This window comes from Pelagimonas sp. (assembly GCF_050633425.1).
In the GTDB taxonomy this organism is placed as follows: Bacteria; Pseudomonadota; Alphaproteobacteria; order Rhodobacterales; family Rhodobacteraceae; genus Pelagimonas.
In genome coordinates this window covers 44,229-67,972 of sequence record NZ_JBOEGM010000008.1, presented here as the reverse complement: position 1 = coordinate 67,972, position 23,744 = coordinate 44,229, and the positions used below count along the sequence as shown (strand labels likewise).

21 protein-coding genes are annotated in these 23,744 nt (G+C 57.6%); 11 read left to right on the top strand and 10 right to left on the bottom strand.

Annotated features, from left to right (window positions below):
- Nucleotides 1-103 precede the first annotated feature (103 nt).
- From pepN to ACRBB0_RS05850, 5 genes are all read left to right on the top strand, one after another.
- Nucleotides 104-2,659, top strand: a complete 2,556-nt coding sequence (gene pepN, locus ACRBB0_RS05870) for an aminopeptidase N (protein WP_431373475.1) — start codon at nt 104-106, stop codon at nt 2,657-2,659.
- A 65-nt stretch (nt 2,660-2,724) separates the two neighbouring features.
- A complete protein-coding gene (locus ACRBB0_RS05865) occupies nt 2,725-3,255 on the top strand; it encodes a hypothetical protein (RefSeq protein WP_431373474.1) in 531 nt (176 codons plus the stop codon).
- Nucleotides 3,252-3,995 carry an SDR family oxidoreductase gene (locus ACRBB0_RS05860; RefSeq protein WP_431373473.1) on the top strand — a complete coding sequence of 248 codons (744 nt, stop codon included), beginning with the start codon at nt 3,252-3,254 and terminating at the stop codon, nt 3,993-3,995. Before ACRBB0_RS05865 ends, ACRBB0_RS05860 begins: the two co-directional genes overlap by 4 nt.
- A complete protein-coding gene (locus ACRBB0_RS05855; RefSeq protein ID WP_431373472.1) occupies nt 3,992-4,450 on the top strand; it encodes a hypothetical protein in 459 nt (152 codons plus the stop codon). The genes ACRBB0_RS05860 and ACRBB0_RS05855 overlap by 4 nt, the downstream gene beginning before the upstream one ends.
- A gap of 134 nt (nt 4,451-4,584) precedes the next feature.
- Nucleotides 4,585-5,442 carry a 1-acyl-sn-glycerol-3-phosphate acyltransferase gene (locus ACRBB0_RS05850; RefSeq protein ID WP_431373471.1) on the top strand — a complete coding sequence of 286 codons (858 nt, stop codon included), beginning with the start codon at nt 4,585-4,587 and terminating at the stop codon, nt 5,440-5,442.
- A 36-nt stretch (nt 5,443-5,478) separates the two neighbouring features.
- Here the strand turns inward: ACRBB0_RS05850 and ACRBB0_RS05845 are convergent, their stop codons facing one another.
- On the bottom strand, nt 5,479-6,174 hold the full coding sequence (locus tag ACRBB0_RS05845) for a transglycosylase SLT domain-containing protein (RefSeq protein WP_431373470.1): 696 nt from the start codon (nt 6,172-6,174) through the stop codon (nt 5,479-5,481).
- A 391-nt stretch (nt 6,175-6,565) separates the two neighbouring features.
- Between ACRBB0_RS05845 and ACRBB0_RS05840 the strand changes: the two genes are divergently transcribed.
- Nucleotides 6,566-7,753 carry a hypothetical protein gene (locus tag ACRBB0_RS05840; RefSeq protein ID WP_431373469.1) on the top strand — a complete coding sequence of 396 codons (1,188 nt, stop codon included), beginning with the start codon at nt 6,566-6,568 and terminating at the stop codon, nt 7,751-7,753.
- A gap of 74 nt (nt 7,754-7,827) precedes the next feature.
- Nucleotides 7,828-9,342: an Asp-tRNA(Asn)/Glu-tRNA(Gln) amidotransferase subunit GatB gene (gene gatB, locus ACRBB0_RS05835; RefSeq protein WP_431373468.1), complete on the top strand. Its 1,515-nt coding sequence runs from the start codon at nt 7,828-7,830 to the stop codon at nt 9,340-9,342.
- 492 nt (nt 9,343-9,834) lie between these two features.
- Here gatB and ACRBB0_RS05830 read toward each other — a convergent pair whose 3' ends face one another.
- The 6 genes from ACRBB0_RS05830 to chvE all read right to left on the bottom strand — a co-directional run bounded on the left by ACRBB0_RS05830 (nt 9,835) and on the right by chvE (nt 17,402).
- The gene (locus ACRBB0_RS05830) at nt 9,835-10,749 is read right to left on the bottom strand and encodes a dihydrodipicolinate synthase family protein (protein ID WP_431373467.1); all 915 of its coding nucleotides are present in this window, start codon (nt 10,747-10,749) and stop codon (nt 9,835-9,837) included.
- Between the two features lie 72 nt (nt 10,750-10,821).
- Complete coding sequence (locus ACRBB0_RS05825; protein WP_431373466.1) at nt 10,822-11,745, bottom strand: Gfo/Idh/MocA family protein; 924 nt, start codon at nt 11,743-11,745, stop codon at nt 10,822-10,824.
- Nucleotides 11,745-13,487: an L-arabinonate dehydratase gene (gene araD / locus ACRBB0_RS05820; protein ID WP_431373465.1), complete on the bottom strand. Its 1,743-nt coding sequence runs from the start codon at nt 13,485-13,487 to the stop codon at nt 11,745-11,747. The genes ACRBB0_RS05825 and araD overlap by 1 nt, the downstream gene beginning before the upstream one ends.
- Nucleotides 13,488-13,491: 4 nt before the next feature.
- Nucleotides 13,492-14,721, bottom strand: coding sequence for a multiple monosaccharide ABC transporter permease (mmsB, locus tag ACRBB0_RS05815; protein WP_431373464.1), 1,230 nt, complete (start codon nt 14,719-14,721; stop codon nt 13,492-13,494).
- Between the two features lie 12 nt (nt 14,722-14,733).
- Complete coding sequence (mmsA, locus tag ACRBB0_RS05810) at nt 14,734-16,251, bottom strand: multiple monosaccharide ABC transporter ATP-binding protein (RefSeq protein WP_431373921.1); 1,518 nt, start codon at nt 16,249-16,251, stop codon at nt 14,734-14,736.
- A gap of 101 nt (nt 16,252-16,352) precedes the next feature.
- Entirely contained in the window at nt 16,353-17,402 is a 1,050-nt protein-coding gene (gene chvE, locus ACRBB0_RS05805; RefSeq protein WP_431373463.1) for a multiple monosaccharide ABC transporter substrate-binding protein, read from the bottom strand.
- Between the two features lie 159 nt (nt 17,403-17,561).
- On the opposite strand from chvE, the gene ACRBB0_RS05800 reads away from it, so the two are divergent.
- Nucleotides 17,562-18,476 (top strand): LysR family transcriptional regulator, encoded by a 915-nt coding sequence (locus ACRBB0_RS05800; RefSeq protein WP_431373462.1) that lies wholly within the window; start codon nt 17,562-17,564, stop codon nt 18,474-18,476.
- Between the two features lie 299 nt (nt 18,477-18,775).
- On the opposite strand, the gene ACRBB0_RS05795 is transcribed toward ACRBB0_RS05800, so the two are convergent.
- Complete coding sequence (locus ACRBB0_RS05795) at nt 18,776-19,033, bottom strand: BolA family protein (protein WP_431373461.1); 258 nt, start codon at nt 19,031-19,033, stop codon at nt 18,776-18,778.
- A gap of 75 nt (nt 19,034-19,108) precedes the next feature.
- Here ACRBB0_RS05795 and ACRBB0_RS05790 point away from each other — a divergent pair, with 75 nt between their 5' ends.
- Nucleotides 19,109-19,732: a J domain-containing protein gene (locus ACRBB0_RS05790; RefSeq protein ID WP_431373460.1), complete on the top strand. Its 624-nt coding sequence runs from the start codon at nt 19,109-19,111 to the stop codon at nt 19,730-19,732.
- 291 nt (nt 19,733-20,023) lie between these two features.
- Here ACRBB0_RS05790 and msrB read toward each other — a convergent pair whose 3' ends face one another.
- Entirely contained in the window at nt 20,024-20,491 is a 468-nt protein-coding gene (gene msrB, locus ACRBB0_RS05785) for a peptide-methionine (R)-S-oxide reductase MsrB (RefSeq protein ID WP_431373920.1), read from the bottom strand.
- Nucleotides 20,492-20,677: 186 nt separating this feature from the next.
- Here msrB and ACRBB0_RS05780 point away from each other — a divergent pair, with 186 nt between their 5' ends.
- A complete protein-coding gene (locus ACRBB0_RS05780) occupies nt 20,678-21,379 on the top strand; it encodes a glutathione S-transferase family protein (RefSeq protein WP_431373919.1) in 702 nt (233 codons plus the stop codon).
- 167 nt (nt 21,380-21,546) lie between these two features.
- The gene (locus ACRBB0_RS05775; protein ID WP_431373459.1) at nt 21,547-22,920 is read left to right on the top strand and encodes an L-serine ammonia-lyase; all 1,374 of its coding nucleotides are present in this window, start codon (nt 21,547-21,549) and stop codon (nt 22,918-22,920) included.
- 102 nt (nt 22,921-23,022) lie between these two features.
- Here ACRBB0_RS05775 and ACRBB0_RS05770 read toward each other — a convergent pair whose 3' ends face one another.
- Nucleotides 23,023-23,583 carry a helix-turn-helix domain-containing protein gene (locus ACRBB0_RS05770; protein WP_431373458.1) on the bottom strand — a complete coding sequence of 187 codons (561 nt, stop codon included), beginning with the start codon at nt 23,581-23,583 and terminating at the stop codon, nt 23,023-23,025.
- Nucleotides 23,584-23,744 lie beyond the last annotated feature (161 nt).

The following is a 23,744-nucleotide window of genomic DNA, read 5'->3' as shown; positions in this document are numbered from 1 at the left end:
CGCTTTTCTGGTTATTTGACACGATGAAGGCCCTGCCTTGGTTGCAGTGTCTTTGGGGGCGGCGTAGGCTCGCGCTTAACAAGTTTTGCCCCGTGAGGATGTCATGAAAGACGCGAGCCCCCAAATCACCCCAGAGACCATATATCTCAAAGATTACACTGCTTTTGGCTGGCAGATCGAAGATGTGCATCTCACCTTCCACCTGTCGCCCGGCGCGACGCGCGTGGTGTCAAAAATCCATTTCGCCCCCAATCCCGACGCCCCGGCGCAAGAGTTTTTCCTGCATGGCGAAGAGGTGAATTTGATCCGCGCGTCCATCAATGGCGAGGTGGTCTCGCCTCAGGTGGATGCGCACGGCCTGCGCTGCGATGTGCCCTCGGGGCCATTTTTGTGGGAATGCGAAGTTGAAATCGCCCCCGAGGCCAATACCGCCTTAGAAGGGCTCTATATGTCGAGCGGCATGTATTGCACCCAATGCGAGGCCGAAGGCTTTCGCAAGATCACCTTTTACCCGGACCGCCCCGATGTGATGGCCGTGTTCACCACCCGCGTTGAGGGTGAGATGCCGGTGTTGCTGTCGAACGGCAACCTTAAGGGCCAGGGCGATGGCTGGGCCGAATGGCATGACCCATGGCCCAAGCCCGCCTATTTATTTGCCTTGGTTGCCGGCGATTTGGTCAACCACCCCGGCGCGTTCAAAACCATGTCCGGCAAGGATGTCGCGCTGAACATCTATGTCCGCCCCGGTGATGAGGGCAAATGCGCCTTTGGTATGGAAGCTCTGATCGCCTCGATGAAATGGGACGAAGAGGTCTATGGTCGCGAATATGATCTCGACATTTTCAATATCGTTGCGGTCGACGATTTCAACATGGGCGCGATGGAGAACAAGGGCCTAAACGTTTTCAATTCATCTTGCGTCTTGGCCTCGCCCGAAACGTCAACTGATGGCAATTTTGAGCGGATCGAAGCCATTATTGCCCATGAATATTTCCACAATTGGACCGGCAACCGCATCACCTGTCGCGATTGGTTTCAGCTCTGTCTGAAAGAGGGTCTGACGGTGTTCCGCGATGGGCAATTCACCTCAGACCTACGCTCGGCTCCGGTCAAACGGATCGAAGATGTGATCCAATTGCGCGCCCGTCAGTTCCCCGAAGACCAAGGGCCCTTGGCACATCCCGTACGCCCCGAAAGCTTTCAGGAAATCAACAACTTCTATACGGCTACGGTTTATGAGAAAGGCGCTGAGGTCATCGGCATGCTCAAGACCTTGGTTGGCGATGACGCCTATGCCAAGGCCGTTGACCTCTACTTTGATCGCCATGATGGCGACGCGGCGACCATCGAAGACTGGCTCAAGGTGTTTGAAGACAGCACCGGGCGCGATCTGGCGCAGTTCAAACGCTGGTATTCGCAAGCGGGCACACCGTTTGTGGATGTCTCTGAGACTTGGGAAGACGGCACCTTTACCCTGACCCTGTCGCAAAAAACGCCCCCCTCCCCCGGTCAGGATGTCAAAGAGCCCTATGTCATTCCGGTGGCGGTTGGTTTGATTGGTCCGAATGGCGATGAAGTGTTGGAGACGCAGGTTCTTGAACTGACCGAAGCGGAGCAAAGCTTCGCCTTTGAGGGGCTGTCGGCCCGCCCTGTTGCCTCGGTGTTGCGCGGATTTTCAGCGCCGGTTGTGCTCACGCATGATGTCGACCGCGCCTTCCTGCTTGCCCATGACAGCGATCCCTTTAACCGTTGGGAAGCTTCGCGAAGCTTGGCCCGTGATTGCCTGCTTGCAATGATCCGCGATGGGGCTGCCCCGGATGCGGCTTGGTTGGATGGGTTGGAAAAAGTGTTGCGCGACAGCACGCTTGACCCCGCCTATCGCGCTTTGATGCTCTCTGGGCCGACGGCGGCTGAAATGGCTCAGCTGCTGCATGAAAACGGTGTCACACCGGACCCACAGGCAATTTGGGACGCTCAGGATCAACTCAGCCAAGCCATGGCAGAACGCTGGCAGGCCTTCTTGCCGGAACTGACCCAAGCCTCGAATGTCACCGCGCCCTACAAACCCAATGCAGATCAATCAGGCAAGCGCTCATTAGGCGCTGCAATGCTGGGTCTGACACGGCGGCTTGATGGCGGCGCAGCGGCGCAAGCCCAATATCAGGCCGCGGATAACATGACGCTTCAGCTCTCTGCGCTCGCCAATCTGGTGCGCGCCGGTCAGGAAGACCCCGCGCTTGGTCACTTCTACGATCAGTGGAAGAATGACCGCTTGGTGTTGGACAAATGGTTCGGCCTCCAAGTCAGCGCCTCGGCCCCGGAACAAGCGATTGATCGGGTCGACACATTGGTCGCGCACCCCGACTTTGACTGGCAAAACCCGAACCGGTTCCGCGCAGTCTTTGGCGCATTGGCCATGCACCACGCAGCCTTCCATCATGTGTCGGGCCGCGCCTATGCGTTGCTCACCGATTGGTTGATCAAACTTGATGACAAGAACCCGCAAACCACCGCCCGGATGTGCAGCGCATTTCAGACATGGAAGCGGTATGATGCGGGCCGTCAGGCATTGATCAAAACCCAGTTGGACCGGATCATGGCCAAGCCAAATCTAAGCCGGGATGTCAGCGAAATGGTCAGCCGAATATTGGCCAGCTAAACGCCCTTGCACCTGATGTGCCGCCACGCCAAAATGGCGGCATTCAGGTGCAGGAGTTTGAGTTTATGCCGTTTATTATAGCCGCTTTAGGCGCGATTGCCGCCATATATTTCTTTGTGATCCGGGCGCGCGGCGCGGCGGATATGGCCGGCGAAGTTTTGGATGCGGCCAATGATGTGCGCCTTGCGGCCCGGCGATTTGGCTTTACTCGCAAGACCAACATCCATCCGGTCGAAGCCATCGAAGACCCCAATATCGCCTTGGCCAGCCTTGGGTCCGCATTTGTAGAACTGGACGATTTGCCAACCCGCGAACAGCGCTTGGCCCTGACCAGTGCCGTGTCGCGTGTCGCAAACGTCCCGCTGCAAGATGCCGAAGAACTGGGCGTTTTGGGGCGCTGGATGGTGAGCGAATGCGGAACACCGGACCAAGCCGTTTCACGATTGGCCCGCAAGCTCTACAAACTGCAAAGCACACAGGGATTTGCACCGGTTATGGAGGTGATCAAAATGGTCTCAGAAGCAGGCTCAGGCAGCCTGAGTCAAAAACAAAAAGATGCGCTTGAGGATATCAGCAGCGCGTTCAAAATCAGATGAGCGACCTGCTGATCGTCACCGGAGCCAGCGCGGGCATTGGCGCGGCCACGGCCCGCATGGCCGGTTTTAACGGCTGGTCGCGGGTTGTTGTGCATTATGGCCGCGACAAAGACGGGGCCGAAGACACCGCCGCTATGGTCGAAAGCATGGGGGCTCAGGCCTATTTGCTGCAGGCGGATGTTTCAAAACCCAAGGCGATAGAAAAGATGTTCGCCAAGATTTCCGAGCTGAAACCCGGCAAAATCGGGCTGGTCAATAACGCTGGCATCACGGCCCCCACCGCCAGTTTCGCCGATCTGACCCCAGATCGCGTGGCGCAGGTCTTTGGGGTCAATGTGTTTGGGGCACTAGAAGTTGCGCGCCAATGCCTGTTGCTGATGCGCGCTTGGGACAAGGGCGGCGCGATGGTCAATGTGTCCTCCGCCTCGGCGCGTCTTGGCTCGCCGCATATGTATGTGGATTACGCCGCCTCAAAGGGGGCTGTTGAAACGATGACTTTGGGGCTGGCCGAAGAAGTGGCCGCCGAGGGTATTCGCGTCAATGCCATCCGCCCCGGCCTGATTGAAACGGCGATTCACGCCAAGGGCGGTGCCCCGGATCGTTTGGACCAAATCGGTCACACGCCCCCGATGGGCCGACCCGGCACTGCCGATGAGGTCGCCGAAGCGATCCTTTGGCTGTTGTCCGACCGCGCCAGCTATGTCACCCGCACCATCATGGATGTCACGGGGGGGCGGTGAACACGTCCGGTCCCCAAACCGGTGCTGATCCTCCTCAGCCGCTTGAGTTTCGATCCTCTGGTCGATCCCTCAAAGCCGCATTGGTTTTGCTTGTTGTGTGGCTGGTGCTTGTGCTGCTTTGGGCCAAACTCAATGCGGCCCCGTGGATCATGGTGGCGCTCTTTCTCCCCACCCTGCCCGCCGCCTATGAATTTGCCAGCGCCAAACAGGCTTGGTTTGAGCTGACCGATAAGATGATGTCATGGCAATCGGGGCGGCGCAGCGGTGACATTGCTCTGAACAAAATTGATCATGTCCGGCTGGAAACCCGGCTTGATCTGTCGGTACGGGTCAAAATCCAGGCCCAAGGCAAACGCATTGTCCTGCCCCAAGACTGTGTGCCGCCACACGGACAGCTTGAAACCGCCTTGCGCGCGCGCGAAATCGCGGTGACCCGGCATCATTTTGGCCTCTGAGCTTGGCCAGTGATATTATCGTGTGATTTTGGCGTGTGATTTTGGCGTGTGATCTTGGTGTATGATCGCCCTCACCTGACAGCCACCTTCAAACTGTCACACGCCTGTCACTGATTCCCCCCCATCAGTATCGGATGAAACATCGTATTGACCCGCTTATCCAAGAGCGTGCGCCATGGCTGTTCCAGGACCGCCTAGACACCAGATTGGTTCGTTCTGCTCTGAATGCGCTTTTGCGTTATGAACGCACATTGGCGATTGGTGAAACGCTCCAAGATATGAGCGCCGATCAAATCATGACATCGCTGGGCGATCTTCTCGCACGTGATGTGCAGGCCACCGGTTTGCACAATCTGCCAGGCTTTGGTCCGGCCTTGATCGTGTCCAATCACCCGACCGGGATCGCAGATGGCATCGTTTTGAACCACATTCTGCGTCAGGTTCGCCCCGATATTTATTACTTTGCCAATCATGACATCATGCGGGTTCTGCCACAGATGCAGGCGATGATTGCCCCGGTGGAATGGCGCAAGGAAAAACGCAGTCACGGCAAGACCCGCCAGACCATGGCCTATACACGTCAAGCCGTCGATGAGGGGCGTCTTGGGGTGATCTTTCCTTCTGGGCGCCTGGCCAAACGCTCGGGGCTAAGCCTGCATGAGCGCCCGTGGATGGCCTCGGCGGCGATGATTGCACGCAAATTCGGTCTGCCGGTGATCCCGGTGCATATCCGCGCCCGCAATTCGGTGATGTTCTATCTGTTTGACCGCATCCATCCGACATTGCGCGACATCACCCTGTTCCATGAAACATTGAACAAAGCGCACCAACCGTTTCAGATCACCGTGGGCGAGCCGATCTCCGCCGCCTCGCTTCCCGCCAAGTCTGAAGACGGTATTGCAATGCTTCGGCGCGCGACTCTGGCGCTTGCCGGGCGCAAGGCTCCTGCCGTTTCGCTTGTCGATGCCACACGGCGGCCCAGCCGCACTTAAAACCGCACTTATAATCTCGGTGCGATAGGTCGCGGGTCAGCCTTCGCTGATGATCTGCGCCGGGTCGAGATTCACCGCTTCGAGCGCGGGAACAGGCTTGGGCCCTTGCATCTCAAAGGGACGTGCCTGTGGTCGGATCGGATCAGGGCCAATGCCATCTGGTCGCGCAACCGGGCGCAATGAGCTTGACAACCCAATGCAATAGTCCTGTTTGCGCGTCCATTCCTTCATGTCATTGCGCTTGCGCGACGAATGAAATGGACCCCAATCCGCAGCCACACCACGCCAGTTTTCACTGATCACCTGATCGCGCGGCACCGTCACCGCCATGATGCGCATGGCACATGATAGATTGTCTTCTGGATTCTTGAGCGCCTGACCGCTGCGGGCCTTGCACTTATAGCGCCGTGCGGTGTCGGGCAGGATCTGAACCAACCCATACCACAAACCACCGCCACCCACCGCGTGCGGGCGATGTGTACTTTCGTGCCAAGCAAGTGAAGACACCAGCCCAACCCAGAAATCTTCGCGCTGTTCGCGGCTCGCACTTGGGTAGGCCGGACAATAGGCGGCAATGTCACGCGGAGTGATTTCGGTCAGCACCGAGGCATGACTGCGCAAACTGGTTTGGATCGCACGGGTCCAGCTTGCACGGCCCCCTTTGCTTCCCCAGCGGGCATTTGGCAACGGACGAACCACCCGCCGCGCCACAGGGCGCAGAGAGGCAGTCACAGCGAGCTTCGAGGGCACAGCAGCAACAGCAGTATCCCCCACGGGAGCAGATTCCAGCGGGGTTGGACCGGGGTTGGCAGTGGCTTGCGCCGCAAGAAGCGTGAAAAGAATGGCAGCACGCAACATGGTTTAGATAGGTGCCCCAGTCAGAAGATTCGCGCAAGGCTTGTGGTCGTTCTCAAACGCGCAACACTGCGTTTGCAATATCGGCTCTTGGCCGCGCAATGACCGGGAACACGCCTGCGTCAAACCTCTTTGATGCCCCGATTTAGCCGCAAACCCCGGTCACATTAAGGTCTGTAACAAGGACCAACATGCTGCCACCATGCGAATTCTAACAGAAAAATTTGCCGCCCTCCGCGCGGTACAGGGCTTATTGTCTCACGATTCTATGCCCCAAAATGAGCAACCCGCGCCGGCCTATGCCAGTGAGGTCGTTCCCCTACGGCCACGTGTTGAGATCCCAGTCCGCGATCCAGCGCCCGAAGCTCAAGCTCAGGAAAAAGCTTTTAAACGTGGACAGTTCCTAGCGCGTCAAGACGCTTGGGAAGACCTTGCCGTGGAAATGCGCGCCGCTGAACAAAGCCGCCTGCTTACCCCTGGGCTGATGTCTGTTGCTCAGATCATGGCCAAGGGGGCACGATCTGACATTACGACCGCCGTCCAAGTCGCGGCCCAAAAGGGCGACCCGCAAAAAGCGCGGGTTATTCTGGCATCGCTCGAAGCCAATTTCGAAGACATGCCCGACGATCCGGCTTTGTCCTATATATTGGCCATGGCGCATGTCGACATTTCCATGCTTTGGCGTGGTGCATCACGGGCGCGCGACCTTGCGCCGCAGCGCCGAGACGCGTTCGACAGCCATATCCGGGCCGCCGCAGAGCTTGCTGACCGGTTCGACCCATTTGAAAACGACTCGCCCTTGTGGGCGCAGGTCCGGTGTTCGGTTCTGGAGACTGACCCCTGCCCGGCCCAACGTGTCGCCGATGACTTCGAAGATCTGATTGATCTTGATCCTCACAATCCGTCCCACCTGTTGGCCTTAGGGCGAAACCTGCTGCCGCGCAGCTATGGCACGCTCGAATTGTTGGACATTCAAGCCCGGCGCAAAGTGGCCCAACTCAGGGATATTTGGGGGGCCGGTGCGTATAGTTGGGTGTTTATGGGGGCTTTGCAGTTTGATCCATCCCCCTTTCGGCGTCTGGATCCCGAACTTTTTGTCGAAGGCTTGCATGACATCCTCGGCCGTCATCCATCCCAGCACATGGCAAATGTTCTGGCGGCGTTTTGCGGTCTCACCGTTGCAGCGCCAAGCGAATGTAACAGCTCTCGTATGCGGGTTATGGACTGCATTAGTTGGATTTTGCAGGACCACCTACGCGAATTGCATCCGCAGGTATGGGCCCTGGCCCCCGTTCCCGGCAAACCCATTATGTCACCAGGCGACGATGTTGATCTGAACAAGCTCGGCACAACCCGTGCCATTGGCAGTATCGCCCAACATTTTGCCCCCGCTTTGGATGCCGGACGTCGCTTGGTCTTTACCCCGGACGGATTGCAGCTTCACAAAGCAGATTGAGCGCAGCCCAGCACTTGCCCCCTGTTCAACCATGGCGTATTCCCTGCTTCATTCCATGAGAGCCGAGGATCGCCATGCTGGACCTGACATTTGACACCCCAAAGCCCAAGGTTATCGCCGGGGCCAAGTATGACTGGGAACTGGTCATCGGCATGGAGGTGCATGCGCAGGTCGCGAGCAATGCGAAATTGTTCTCGGGCGCATCGACAAAATTTGGGGCTGAGCCAAATTCCAACGTTGCCTTTGTGGACGCGGCCATGCCCGGTATGCTGCCCGTGATCAATGAATATTGCGTCGAACAAGCGGTGCGTACGGGCTTGGGGCTCAAGGCGGAAATCAACCTGAAATCTGCCTTTGACCGCAAGAACTATTTCTACCCCGATCTGCCGCAGGGATACCAAATTTCCCAGCTATATCATCCGATTGTCGGCGAAGGCGAAGTCATCGTCGATATGGAACCCGGCATTGCGCGCCGTGTGCGCATTGAGCGTATCCACATCGAACAGGATGCCGGCAAGTCGATCCATGACATGGATCCGCATATGTCCTTTGTCGATCTGAACCGGACCGGTGTTGCGCTGATGGAAATCGTCTCGCGCCCAGACATCCGTGGCCCCGAAGAAGCGGCGGCCTATGTCGGCAAGATGCGCCAGATCCTGCGCTACCTTGGGACCTGCGATGGCAACATGCAAAACGGCAATATGCGCGCCGATGTGAACGTGTCGATCTGCCGCCCCGGTCAGTTCGAGAAGTACATGGAAACACAAGACTTTTCGCACCTCGGCACCCGTTGCGAAATCAAAAACATGAACTCTATGCGCTTTATCCAGCAAGCGATAATGATCGAGGCCGAGCGCCAGATCAAGATCGTTGAAGCCGGTGGCGAAGTGGAGCAAGAGACGCGTTTGTATGACCCTGATAAGGGAGAGACGCGGTCGATGCGGTCTAAGGAAGAAGCGCATGATTACCGCTATTTCCCCTGCCCCGATCTGCTGCCTTTGGAGATCGAACAGGCCTGGGTTGATGACATTGCCGCCTCGCTCCCTGAACTGCCGGACGAGAAAAAAGCACGCTTTGTCAATGACTTCGGACTGTCCGAATATGATGCGTCTGTTCTGACAGCGGAAACCGAGAGCGCCGATTTCTTTGAGAAAGTCGCAGGCGATTCCGGGGATGGCAAGCTGAGCGCCAACTGGGTGATCAACGAACTGTTTGGCCGCCTGAAAAAAGAAGACCACGACATCACAGAAAGCCCGGTGAGCCCTGAGCAACTCTCTGGAATCATTAAACTAATCAAATCGGACGCGATTTCTGGCAAGATCGCCAAAGACCTGTTTGAGATCGTTTATACCGAAGGCGGCGACCCTGAAAATATCGTCGAAGAACGCGGTATGAAGCAGGTGACAGACACCGGTGCGATTGAAACCGCCGTGGATGAAATCATCGCAGCGAACCCGGCTCAGGTCGAAAAAGCCAAACAAAATCCGAAGCTTGCGGGTTGGTTTGTTGGTCAGGTGATGAAAGCGACGGGCGGCAAAGCCAATCCCAAAGCGGTCAACCAGATCGTGGCGGCCAAACTGGCCGAATAATCCAATCTGATGCGACATGGCGGGGCGCTCTCTTGGCCCCTCCTGTGACAGGTTAAGACAACGCCCGGTGCCGGTAACGGACCGGGCGTTTGCATTGCAACAGGGGCAATCGGTACAAAAAGCGGCGCGTTTGGGGGGGATTACCCCGAGGGGAATTTGCGCCAAACCTTGGACCTTGCGAGCAATCTGTCTGATTCCCGCTGTGTTTGGGGGAGTTTGCCCCCGCCCTTCCCAACACCAGAGCAGACCACCCGAATTTTAGGTAAATTTGCCTTTGGAAAGGTTAATTCACCCCGATATGGGGCAAGACTTTGCCCGCGTCGCCTTGTCTGGCAGCAAGTGCGAATCTGGCAGCAACTGCGACATCTGTCAGGACGTAAATCTGTCAGGACGTTAAACGTCCTGAAGCGGCGGCACCTGTCAAAAGGCGCAACGCCGCTGGTTTTTCGAAGGCTCTGGAAACGAAGGTTGCGCTGAGATCAGCGCAAAACCTTACTTGCCCCAGCGCAGCGCGATCAGGTCGCGTTCGGCGGCCAATTGCAACAAGCGGTCGCGGGTCCGGTCGGACATCGGCTTGAGCGGATGGCGCACATGATCCGAGGCAATCACCCCGCCATGTTTCATCACCGTTTTTGCCGCCCGCAGCCCGCATTGCCGGTTTTCGTGGTTGATCAGCGGCAGCGCCGATTGCCACTGGGCCAAAGCGCTGTCCACATCGCCGGCGAGGTAATCCATAACGATGGGGCGGATCAACTCGGGCTGAAGCACCGAGGTCATGGTGCCGGTACAGCCCGCGTCGAGATCGGCAAGCAATGTCGCCGCCTCTTCGCCGTCAAAGGGGCCAATAATGTCATCACCGCCCGCCTCGATCAACGCCGCGAGCTTATCAGCGGCAAAGGGCATTTCCATTTTGAAATAGCTGACATTGGCGATCTCTTTGGCCATGCGGACCAACAGCGGCACCGAGAGGGTCACGCCAGAAAGCGGCGCGTCCTGAACCATGATTGGAATGGAAATCGCATCGGACACAGCCGCGAAATGTTCGAAAATGCCGACCTCGGAGGGGACCAATCCGACGCCGTGATAGGGCGGCATCATCATCAGCATGCCCGCGCCCATTTGTTCGGCTTCGCGGGCGCGATCCACAACGATTTGGGTGCTGAAATGACTGACCGTCACGATCACCGGCACCCGACCTGCGACATGTTCCAAGGACAGGCGCGTCAAGAGCGCCCGCTCTTCATCGGAGAGCACAAATTGTTCGGAATAGTTGGCCAGAATGCAGATCGCATCAACGCCTTGGTCGATCACGCAATCAAGCACCCGGCGCATGCCGTCTTGGTCGACTTCGCCGGACTCGTGAAACGGGGTTGGGGCCACGGGCAGAATGCCGGTCAAAGGCTGCATGGTGAGGTTTCCTTGTTCGAAGAGTAGATACGCGTTTGGGAGTGAGTGTTTTGGGGAGTGACTGGTGAGGTTTTACGGAAGAAAAGGCGCAACGGTCAGGCGACGCCCAAGCGTGAACGCATCGCAGACCAAGGTCATTGGGCGCAGGTCCATATCGACCCCGCCCTGTCCGACGAGGCGCGCCATCTGGGCATAGAGCCGTGGGTATTCGCCCGCCAAGGCGGATGCGGTTCCGATCTGGACTCCGTCCAGCTCTAATTTGGCCCCGCCATCCGACAGGATGAGCGTTCCGTCGGGTGTTTTGGCCTCGATGGACCAGGTTTGCGGCCCCTCCTGACGCCAATCGAAATCGGCCGAGACCTTGGCCCCCTGCGGGTGTTCAAAGCTGATCTGCGCCGCAATCGGTGTTTGGCAATTCTCGGGGACTTCGAGCGTTGCCGCGGACACGTGAATGTCATGGGGCAAAATCTCGGTCAGGATCGAGAGCGCATTGATGCCCGGATCAAAGACGCCAAGCCCACCTGGTTCCCAGATCCAGGCTTGGCCGGGATGCCACCGCCGGACATCTTCCTTCCAGGTTATATGAAGTGACTCCAGGGTCTTGTCTGACAGCCAGGTTTTGGCGGCAGCGACCATATCAGCCTGACGCGAATGCCAGGTCGCATAGATCGACACGCCTTTTTCATGGGCCTTGGCCAGCAGCGCATGGCTTTCGGCCAGCGTTGCGCCGGGCGGTTTTTCCAGCATCACGTGACGCCCGGCTTCAAGCGCTTGCATGGCATAGGCAAAGCGCGGCACCGGCGGCAAGCACAGTGACACCACCCGGATGTCTGGGCGCGTGTCCAGCATCAGTTGCAGATCATCAAAGGCGCTGACGCCTTCGACAGATCCGTTTCGGCTTACGGTTGCGGCGAGTTCCCAATCGGCGCTGTCCGTGATGGCAGGTACATGTTGATCCAAGGCAATCTTACCGATGCCGACGAGCCCGAGTTTCATCAATGGCTGTCCTTTCCAACGGCAGAGCCCCGACACCCGGTCAAGAAGTCCAGATCGGCCCCGGTGTCAGCGCCCTTAACATGGGTCTGATGCAACATCGCATAGCCTGAGGCGGCGATGTCATGGGTCGGTTGCCAGTTCGACAGCCGGTCTTGAAGGTCCTGGTCGGAAATATCCAGATGCAGGCGGCGGTTTTCCACGTCTACCTCGATCATATCGCCGTCGCGCACCACAGCCAGAGGTCCGCCCGTGGCCGCTTCGGGAGAGGTGTGCAGGATGACGGTGCCATAGGCGGTGCCCGACATACGCGCATCCGAGATGCGGATCATATCGGTCACACCCTTTTTGAGCACCTTGGGCGGTAGGCCCATATTGCCGACCTCGGCCATGCCGGGATAGCCTTTGGGACCACAGTTTTTGAGGACCATGATGCAGGTTTCATCAATGTCGAGGGCGTCGTCATTGATCTTGGCTTTGTAGTCGTCGATGTCTTCGAACACGACGGCACGGCCCCGGTGCGACATCAAATGCGGCGAGGCAGCAGAGGGTTTCAGAACCGCCCCCAGCGGCGCAAGATTGCCCCGCAGCACAACAATGCCACCGGAACTGGTCAAGGCGCGATCGGCAGGTAGGATCACGTCTTCATTGTGGTTGAGCACATCTTTGACCTCGTCCCAGATGGGACCACCAGACACGGTCAGCGCGTCTTTGTGCAGCATGTCCGCCTCGCCCAGCCGTTTGAGGACAACCGGTAAACCACCGGCATAAAAGAACTCTTCCATCAGGTATTTGCCCGACGGCATGAGGTTGACAACAGTCGGCACGTCGCGACCACACCTGTCCCAATCGTCCAGGGTCAGATCAAGGCCAACGCGCCCGGCCAGCGCCAGAAGATGCACCACAGCATTGGTGGAACCGCCGATGGCGGCATTGGTGCGGATCGCGTTTTCGAAGGCCGATTTTGTCATGACATCAGAGGGTTTGAGATCATCCTTGACCATCTGCACGATGCGACGCCCCGAGAGCTGCGCCATCACCCGGCGGCGGCTGTCAACGGCGGGGATCGCGGCGTTGCCGGACAAAGACATGCCCAAGGCTTCGGCCATGCTCGCCATGGTGCTGGCGGTGCCCATGGTGTTGCAGGTCCCCGTCGAGCGCGACATGGAGGCTTCGGCCTCGAGAAAATCGCTTTGGGTCATCTCTCCGGCTTTGACCGCCTCGGAGAATTTCCACAAATGCGTGCCTGATCCGACCCGCTCACCGCGGAAATAGCCATTGAGCATCGGCCCGCCGGTGACAACGATGGAGGGCAGATCACAGGAGGCCGCCGCCATCATCAGGCTTGGGGTGGTTTTATCGCAGCCCACCAGCAAGACACAGCCATCCATCGGCTGACCACGTATGGCTTCTTCTGCCGCCATGGCCGCGAGGTTGCGATATAACATCGCCGTGGGGCGAAAGGTGTTCTCGGAGGCCGAAAACACCGGCACCTCAACCGGGAACCCCCCGGCCTCATAGATGCCTGCTTTGACCTTTTCGGCCAGTTCGCGCAGATGGCCATTGCACGGGGTCAGATCGGACCATGTGTTCAGGATGCCGATAATCGGGCGCCCGTCGAACATATCATGGGGCAAGCCCTGATTTTTCATCCATCCGCGATGGTAAATCACGTCACGGCTGGAGCCCTCATACCATTCCTGAGATCTCAGACGGCGGGGCCATTTGGCGGGTTTAAACGTCATACCCTTAGCCCTTATTCTTGTTATAGACGTCAAAGATCACCGCCGCGAGAAGCACGAGCCCTTTGATCATTTGCTGGTAATCAATCCCGATGCCCATGATCGACATGCCGTTGTTCAAGACGCCCATCAAAAAGGCCCCGACAACCGCGCCAACAATCTTACCAACGCCCCCCGACATGGAGGCCCCGCCGATAAAGACCGCCGCAATCACATCCAGCTCAAGCGCGAACCCGGCTTTGGGCGTTGCAGTGTTGAGCCGCGCGGCAAAGACCAGCCCGGCAATCGCTGCCAAAATCCCCATGTTCACAAAGGCGAGGAAGGTCAGACGTTCGGTTTTGATCCCCGACAGCTTTGCGGCTTTGACATTGCCACCAAGCGCATAAATCCGACGTCCCAGAACCGTGCGTTCAGTCAGGAATGCATAGATGATCGTCAAGACACCCATGGTGAGCAACACATTGGGCATGCCCCGGAAGGTGGCCAGTTTGTAGAGCAAAAAGACCAGGGTCAGCGCGATGATCGCCGTCCGTGCGATAAAGAAACCGCGCGGCTCATCTTCGATACCATAGGCAAGGTTACGAGCGCGTTGGCGCAGACCGGACCACACCACCCAGCTGGCGGCAATTATCCCGACGCAAAAGGCCAAGACATTGAAATTGCGCACGCCAAGACCGCTCGCAAGAGCCGGACCGCCGGGCAGAACATCAGGAACAAACCCGGTCGCGATCACCTGAAATTCACGCGGAAACGGACCAACAGATTGCCCTTCGAGCAACCACAAAGACAGGCCGCGAAACACCAGCATGCCAGCCAGGGTCACAATAAAGGAAGGGATTTTCCAATAGGCGATCCAATAGCCCTGGGCCCCGCCAATCACGGCCCCAACAACCACGCAGACAACCATGGTGACCGCAATGGGCACATCCCAATTGACCACCATCACCGCCGCAAGGGCCCCGACAAACCCCATGACCGAGCCAACCGACAAGTCAATATGTCCGGCCACGATCACGATCAGCATGCCAAGCGCCATGATCACGATATAACTGTTTTGAAGCAAGAGGTTGGTCAGGTTGATCGGGCGCAGCAAAGTGCCGCCCGTCATGATTTGAAAAAACACCATAATGGCGATCAACGCGAACAATAGTCCGTATTCACGCATGTGGGCCGCGAGATAGGCACCGATACCGGTGCTGTTATCTTGGCGCGCCGGAGATGGGTCGGCTGTGCTCATGGCTTGGGTTCCTTATTCGTTCACAATGAGCGACATGATGCGCTCTTGGGTGGCCTCTGCTGCGGGCATTTCGCCCAGAAAGGCCCCCTCATTCATGATGTAGATGCGATCACACATCCCCAGCAGTTCAGGCATTTCAGACGAGATCATCACGACGGCTTTGCCAGCGGCAGCCAGATCGTTGATCAACCCGTAGATTTCGTATTTCGCGCCAACGTCGATACCGCGTGTTGGCTCATCCAGGATCAACACTTCGGGGCCGGCAAACAACCATTTGGACAAGACGACCTTTTGTTGGTTGCCCCCAGAGAGGTTGACGGTTTTCTGGAACACACCCGGCGTGCGGATGGCGAGATCTTTGCGATATTTTTCAGCCACTCGGGTTTCGGCATGTTCGCTGATGACCGAACCGTTGGAGACCTCGGGCAGATTGGCGAGCGTGATGTTGCGCTGTACCGTATCCTCAAGGATCAGCCCAAGGCTTTTGCGGTCCTCGGTCACATAGGCCAGCCCGGCCGCAATGGCGCGATCGACGCTGGACACATCGGCGCGTCTGCCGTGCATGTGAACCTCGCCAGTGATGCCCTGCCCCCAGGATTGCCCAAAGATCGACATGGCCAATTCTGTCCGACCGGCACCCATCAGCCCTGCGATCCCAACCACTTCACCGGCGCACACGTCAAAGTCGACATTGCGGATGACCTGACGGTCGGAATGTTCGGGATGGTGGACCGACCAATTGGACACCCGCATGATACGCTCGCCAATTTTGGGCGTGCGGTGCGGATAGCGGTTTTCCATCGACCGCCCCACCATATCGCGGACGATCCGGTCTTCGGTGATCCCTTCGGCGGCGTCAAAGCTGCTGACGGACTGACCGTCGCGGATCACGGTGACCGTATCCGCGATTTTGCGGACTTCGTTGAGTTTGTGGCTGATGATGATCTGGGTCATGCCTTGGGCTTTGAGCTCAAGCATCAGTTCAAGCAGCGCTTCGCTGTCGGCTTCGGACAAGGCGGCGGTCGGCTCATCGAGAATGAGCAGGCGCACGTCTTTGGCCAGCGCTTTGGCGATTTCGACCAGCTGTTGTTTGCCGACCCCCAGCTTGTCGATCAAGGTGGTGGGCGGATCGCTGATCCCGACTTTGCGCAGCAGGCTCTCGGTCAGGTGATTGGTCTCGCGCCAGTCGATGACCCCGTTTTTGGCGTTTTCGTTGCCCAAGAACAGGTTTTCGGCAATCGACAAAAGCGGGACAAGGGCAAGTTCCTGATGGATGATGATAATGCCGCGCGCTTCACTGTCGGTGATGTCCCGAAACGCGGCGATATCGCCGTCATAGTGAATTTCGCCGTCATAGCTGCCCGACGGGTAGACCCCTGACAGCACCTTCATCAGGGTTGATTTACCGGCACCATTTTCACCGCAAATCGCGTGAATTTCACCGGTTTTTACACGAAGCGATACATCATCGAGCGCCTTGACCCCCGGGAATGTTTTAGTGATGGACCGCATTTCCAGCAGCGTATCCAGCATGGCAGTATCCTGAAATTTAAGACAGCAGGCTGTTGTTGCCCGCAAAATGGCAGGCCGGTTCATAGGCGATCCGGCCTGCGCGAAGGGTCAGACAGAGATTACTCGATCTGATCTTTGGTGTAGTAACCTGTGTCGATCAGGCGCTCTTCCCAGTTTTCGCCCGTCACCTTGAGAGGCTCAAGCAGGTAGGATGGGATGATTTTAACGCCGTTGTTGTAGGTTTCGGTGTCATTGATTTCGGGCTCGCCACCCGACAAAACAGCCTCAACCATCCCAACCGTTACACGGGCCAATTCGCGCGTGTCTTTGAAGATTGTTGAGTATTGTTCGCCTGCGAGGATGGATTTGACCGAAGGAACTTCGGCATCCTGGCCTGTTACAATCGGCATAGGTGAGTCAGCAGACCCATAGCCAACGCCTTTGAGCGACGACAAGATGCCGATCGACAAACCATCATAGGGAGACAAGACGCCGTGGACCTGTGCATCGGTGTAATGTGCGGACAACAGGTTATCCATACGGGCCTGCGCCACAGCACCATCCCAACGCAGGGTGCCGACTGTGTCCATGCCCATTTGGCCCGAAACAACAGAGACTTTGCCGCTGTCGATCAGGGGCTGCAAAACCGACATCGCGCCATCATAGAAGAAATAGGCGTTGTTGTCGTCAGGCGAACCGCCAAACAGCTCAACGTTATAAGGGCCATCGCCAAAGCGTGCAGCCAGACCGTCAACCAGGGTTTCAGCCTGCTGGACGCCAACTTTGAAGTTGTCGAAGGTGGCATAGTAGCTCACATGGCCACTGTCGCGGATCAACCGGTCATAGGCGATGACTTCGATGCCGGCATAGCTGGCATTTTCCAGCGCGTTCGACAGGGTTGTGCCATCAATCGCCGCAATCACCAGCACATCAACACCATTGGTGATCATGTTTTCAATTTGCGCCAGCTGGTTTGGAATGTCATCTTCAGCATATTGCAAGATCGTCTCATAGCCAGCGTCTTGGAATTGCTGAACCATGGATTCGCCATCCGAAATCCAACGCGCGGATGATTTGGTTGGCATTGCAATGCCAACCGTGCCTTCGGCAAATGCAGCTGTGGCCAGGCTTGTTACCAGCGCGGTGCTCACCAGAATAGTTTTTAGCATTGTGGGATCCTCCTCTGTGGTCTGCGCCTCTCCTATGGCGCAGCCTCCCATTTGCACAGCTTAGACGGTGTGGACATATCATACTAATGCAAATACAGTCGCCAGACATACCAGATTAGATATGTCAAAAATCGGACACCCCACTCGGACACCCCCGCCATGCATGTCAACTTTGTCCAACGGCTCAAACCGTCACATCTCAGATTGATCCTCGCGATTATGGACAGCGGCAAGCTTCAGCTTGCCGCCACCAGCACGGGCATGTCACAACCCGCTGCCTCGCGGGTGCTGTCAGAAATCGAGATCGGCATCGGCAACCCGCTGTTTTACAGGCAACCGCGCGGCATGATCCCCACCCCATTGGGCGAAACCTTTTTGCGCCACGCCCGTTTTATCCTCTCGGAATTGGACGCGCTGGCCGACAATATCACCAAGCAACAAGCCGGTCAGTCCGGGGCGGTCTGCGTCGGCTCGGTGACGGGCCCCGCCGCCGGTGTTTTGGTGCCGGCATTGACACGCCTGCGCGAACAAGCCCCCGACATTCGACCGACAATCGAAGTGGCCCCGTCGGTTGAACTGGTCCGTGGATTGCAGGAAGGCCGGTTTGATTTTGTGCTGGCCCGCGTCGAATCAGAAACCGAACTTCAACCGCTTCAGGCCCACCCCGGTCGCACCGAACAAGTGCGCATGCTGGTGGGGGCCGATCACCCCTTGGCCGGGCGGAAAGTATCGCTGGCCGATACCCTGGCCCATGAATTTGTGGTCCAGGAACCGGGGTCCCCCATTCGCAAGGCGCTTGAACAAGTGTTTCTGGCCAACAGCTTGCCCATCCCGACCAAGGTTACAAACAGCTCATCGCTTTTGGTGGCGCTGAGTATGAATTCCAGCTCCCACGTTATATCCCCCCAAACCCGAGAAGTGGCGGAATCGCTGGCCCGCAAAAACGCCGGGATGGCGATCTTGGACCTTGAGGAAGACATTGTTGTGCCGCCCTTTTTGGTGCTGTTGAACGATTTGCGCCCCCTGACGCCAGTCGCCAAACGCCTGTTGGACGAAGTTCTGCTTCGGTTGTGATCTGATAAAGACCGCCCCTGTCGGTGCCCGCCAGTTCAGTGATGATTTGGCGGAATATTCGGTGAAAACTTACCTTGGGTAAGGAATCCCTGACTGACGAAAAACATACGAAAATGTTAAGAAAGTGTTACCGGGGATGAGTACTCAACCCGTGTTCCGGCATTTCGCGGAGCTGTGATGTACGAGTGATTGTTAAAGTGAACCCGTTGGGGGGATTTGATCCGTTTTTAGTATCAGTTTGAGGGCGTGGCCGATTTACGGCCCGCCCTCTTTTCATGTGCTGCGATGGCCTGTTGGGATCACACATCCAAATCAAGAGATAACGCGTGAATGGAGGCCACCAGATCGGCCCCCAGCGCCTGATGCACCATACGGTGACGGGCGATGCGCGTCTTGCCTTCAAAGGCAGGGCTTCGCAAAGTGACGTGAAAGTGGCTCTCTCCTGAGCCATCATCCCCGGCATGACCGCCGTGTTGTGCGCTGTCGTTCCTTACATCTATGGTTGTGGGTGATAATGAATCGTTCAACCGTTTGTAAATTTCTGCCGGTTTGGACATTTTTGGCCTCTCGCCCCCTGTAATATTGCTGAGATTAGTCTAAACTCTGGCGTCCGAGTCGAGAAGAGGTGCCCGATGAGCAAAGATGATCCTTTTGGTTTCGACATGTCGATCAAGTCCGCGAAGAAGAAAAATCCACGCGGTCGTAAGGGCATGACAGGGGAACAAGTCACATCTACGCGGGTGTGCGAACATGACGGTTGCGACGAGCCGGGCAAATTCAGAGCCCCCAAAGCGCCGGACGTGCTGGACGATTTTTTCTGGTTTTGCAAAGACCATGTGCGTGAATATAACGCCAAATGGAGCTTTTTCGATGGCAAAACCGAAGCGGAAATGAACGCGCAGGAAAGTGCGGACAAGGTGTGGGAACGCAAAACCAAGGATTTCCGCGACCCCGAGGCCAAGGCCTGGGCGCGGCTTGGAATTGAGGATCCGCATCAGGTTTTGGGCGACAATGCCACGCGCAATCCCGGTAAGGCCGGTGGCGCAGGGCGCAAATTGCCGCCCACCGAACGCAAGGCAATTGATATACTTGAAGCCAAGGACACGATGACCAAGGCTGAGATCCGAAAAGCCTATAAGAAGCTGATCAAAGTGCTGCATCCCGACATGAATGGCGGCGATCGTAGTCAGGAAGATCAGCTGCAAGAGGTGGTTTGGGCCTGGGACCAGATCAAAGACAGCCGCAGCTTTAAGTAGATTATCTTTTTGCAGATAAAGTGAAACGGCCCTGACTTTCGGGGCCGTTTTTGTGTTGAAAGAGAGGTGGTTGCGCCCTAGCGCCTGTTGAGAGCACCTTGGCGCGGGAAAAGGTGACCCGCATATGCGAAATTCGCGATAGACACACACGCGACGGTTGTGCTACTCAGATGACAGGACGCAACGTCCCCCCAAGCTAGTTGCAACCACTCACGGATACGGGTCCCAGGTTTATTATGCCTCGGGGCCCGTTGCGCGTGCGAGGGGCGTGTTGCCGGATCGGATTCGCAATCACGCCGCGACGAATTTCAAACTGACGCCATTGATACAGTGGCGCTTGCCGGTTGGGGCCGGGCCATCATCGAAGATATGACCCAGATGAGAGCCGCAGCGACGGCAATGGCATTCGGTGCGGGTCATGAACAATTTGCGGTCGGTTTTGGTGCCAATGGCATTGGGGATCGACCGGACAAACGAGGGCCAACCGGTGCCGCTGTCGAATTTGTCTTTTGAGGCATACAGCGCCAGATCACAACCACGGCAGGTAAAGGTGCCTGTGCGTTTTTCATCATTGAGCGGCGAGGAAAAGGCGCGTTCGGTGCCCTCGGCGCGCATGACCTTGTATTGCAGATTGCTCAGCATGGCGCGCCATTGAGCATCGCTCCGGGTGACTTCGTATTGCGCGGCCCAGGCGGGGCGGGAGGCCAGGGTTGCTGTGACAGCAGCGCTGAGGGCGGTGAAAAAGCGGCGTCTGTTCATACCTGTGTTGATGGGTGCGGTCATGGGGTGTCTCCTTTGGTCAAGAATGCGCGCGCGGCTGGCGGGCAGGCAAGCGACCGGTGCACACATTTGCGCGAGCAGGATCGTGATGCGGCAGTGCGTTTTTACGTGATGAGGCGGCGTATTCGGGCAGACCGGCGCGGCAAAGCCCCCTATCGTTGCCCTATGGCTGACCTGATATTGCACTATGCGCCCGACAATGCGTCCCTGATCATCCGGTTGATACTGGAGGAAATGGGCCTGCCCTATGATACCTGTCTGGTGGATCGCCAAGCCGAAGCGCAACGCGGGGCGGCCTATTTGAAGCTAAACCCTTCGGGACAAATTCCCGCGTTAGAGACGCCAGACGGACCGATTTCTGAAACCGCAGCGATTGCGCTTTGGTTGGTGGATCGGCACGCCATGATGGGCCCGGCACCAAGCGATGCGGATCGCGGTGCCTTCTTGAAGTGGTTGTTTTTCATGTCAAATACGCTGCAATCGGGGTTGCGCATGACGTTTTACCCCGAAAAATACCTTGGCGATACATCTGCGGATCAAGCGCTGTTACGGGCGCATATGCAAACGGTTTTGGCCGGGCATTTACAGCTTTTGGAGCATCAGGCCCAGGCTGGGCATCGCTGGTTTGGGGGCGCAGAGGTCTCGGTTTTTGACTACTATGTGGCGTGTTGCTTGCGGTGGTGCGCGCTCTATCCGCAAGTCCGGCCAGATTGGTTTGAACTCGGAGCCTATCCGGGGCTGCACAGGGTGGTTCAGAATTTGGAGCAACGCGCCGCGACACAGGCCGCGCAACGGGCTGAGGGGCTTGGACCGACACCGTTTACGGCACCGCGCCTGGCCAAGCCACCCGAGGGGAGTGCGATTTAATGGCAAATCGCTTGGGCAAGGCGGGGTTCCAATCGGGGATTTTGTTTACTATAGGAAACCAAGGCGGCTAACCCGTCGTTTTTGAACCTTTTCATCGCAGGCCCCTGCCCTATACCGATCATGACTTTGGGCCGATTCCACACCCGATCACAGGAGACGAGACACCGATGTTTCTTTCAGTCTTTGACATGTTCAAAGTGGGCGTTGGCCCGTCATCGTCCCATACGATGGGACCAATGGTGGCAGGCGGCCTGTTTCTGGAGGCGCTGCGCAGCGCCCCGTTTCGTGCCATCGGCCTCCGGGCCTCCTTGCACGGATCATTGGCCTTTACCGGGGTGGGCCATGCCACAGATCGGGCCACGGTTTTGGGCTTGGCCGGGTTCACACCGGCAGAATATGACCATGGCCGCGCCGAGGCCGCTTTGGCCCAAATCCGAGACACCAAAGAGGTGGTGCCAGAGGGGCTTGGCCCGCTGCGCTTTGATCCCAAGACAGATCTGGTCTTTGACTTTGGTCCTGCCCTGCCCGGTCATGCCAATGGGATGATTTTGATGGCGGTGGATGCGCAGGGCGATGTGATCTTGCAAGAGACTTACTATTCGATTGGCGGCGGGTTTGTGTTGACCGAAGCGGAGCTGGCCTCGGGGGAGGATGTGGATCACGGCACACCGATCCCTTTTCCGTTTCACAGCGGGGCTGAGATGTTGGAGATGGCCCGAACCTCGGGCAAGAGCATTGCTGAGATGAAGCGCGCCAATGAAGTGTCACGCGGTGGTTCGGAGAATTTGGAGCGCGGGTTGGCGCGACTCTGGGAGGTCATGAACGCCTGTATTGATCGCGGTTTGGCGCAAGACGGGGTGCTGCCCGGCGGGCTGAAGGTCCGGCGGCGGGCACGCGGGATTTTTGAGCAACTGGAAGCCGAGCGCGGCATGAACCTCACTGCGCCGCACACGATCAATGACTGGATGAGCACCTATGCGATGGCGGTCAACGAAGAGAATGCCAATGGCGGTCAGGTCGTGACCGCCCCGACCAATGGGGCGGCGGGTGTTGTGCCGGCGGTGATCCGTTACTGGCTCGATTTTGTGCCGGGGGCTGTGGGGTCAAAAGTGCCGGAGTTTTTGCTGACGGCAGCGGCGATTGGCGGGTTGGTCAAGTATAATGCCTCGATTTCGGGCGCAGAAGCCGGGTGCCAGGCCGAAGTTGGCAGCGCCTCGGCCATGGCGGCAGCCGGGCTCTGTGCGGTGATGGGCGGCAGTGCCGAACAGGTTGAGAACGCCGCAGAAATTGCGCTGGAGCATCATTTGGGCATGACCTGCGATCCGGTCAAAGGCTTGGTGCAGGTGCCCTGTATTGAGCGCAACGGGCTGGGGGCCATCAAGGCGGTGTCGGCGGCGTCACTGGCGCTGCGCGGGGATGGGCAGCACTTGGTGCCGCTGGATGCGGTGATCGAAACAATGCGCCAAACCGGGCATGACATGCATGAGAAATACAAGGAAACGTCGCTTGGGGGGCTGGCTGTGAACGTTCCCAACTGTTGAGTTTGGCCAAGGTGGGGGGCGATTTTTCGGCGAAAAATCGATCAGCGATGGGTTTGGCTGTTTCGCCGCTTTTTCCTGGGGCCGAAAGACGCGCAATCGTAGTTAGCCCGAGAGGCGGCACATCATGAATTTGCAGCCTTGGCCTTTGGCCGTCACCAAACGCAGCGCTCCGGCCTGTCGAAACCGCAAAGCATCCCCCGGACCAAGGCTATAGCTGTGGTTGCTTTGCTCGGCATGCATGTACCCGGACAAGACAACAAGGTGGACTTCTTGACCTTGGAGATCCTGGCCGTCCTGGGTCACTTCGGTGCCCGGTGGCAATCGGCATTCTTCGATTTCACCGGCCAAAGCAGCCGCACCGGGGGAGACAATCCGGCGGGCATAGCCACTGTCAGAGTCCCGCCAGATCGCTTGTTCATCCCGTTCGATATGAGCCGGAAAGCTGGCTTCTGTCATCGCCAGAAGGCGCGACAGGCTCATGCTATGGGCAGCAGCGAGTTTATCCAGCACATCCGCAGATGGGCTGACTTCGGCATTTTCCAGCCGAGACAAGGCTGCACGGCTGACGCCACTTGCGCCGGCCAACTGGTCCAAGGTCCAACCCTTGTCGGCGCGCAACCGTGACAGACGGTCGGCGAGCCTGACGGTGAGGTCGCTCTTCATTACTATCCCCCCGGGAATCTATCCCGTCTAAGGGACTAGAGCGTAAATACCGGGTGAACGCAAGGTAAGCCTAGAAATTCACGGGCAGACATCCTGGTTTCCGGGCGTCTTCGTCAGGGGGTCTTGGGTCATGCCGCGCCGTGAGGGTGGGTCTCTGCAGG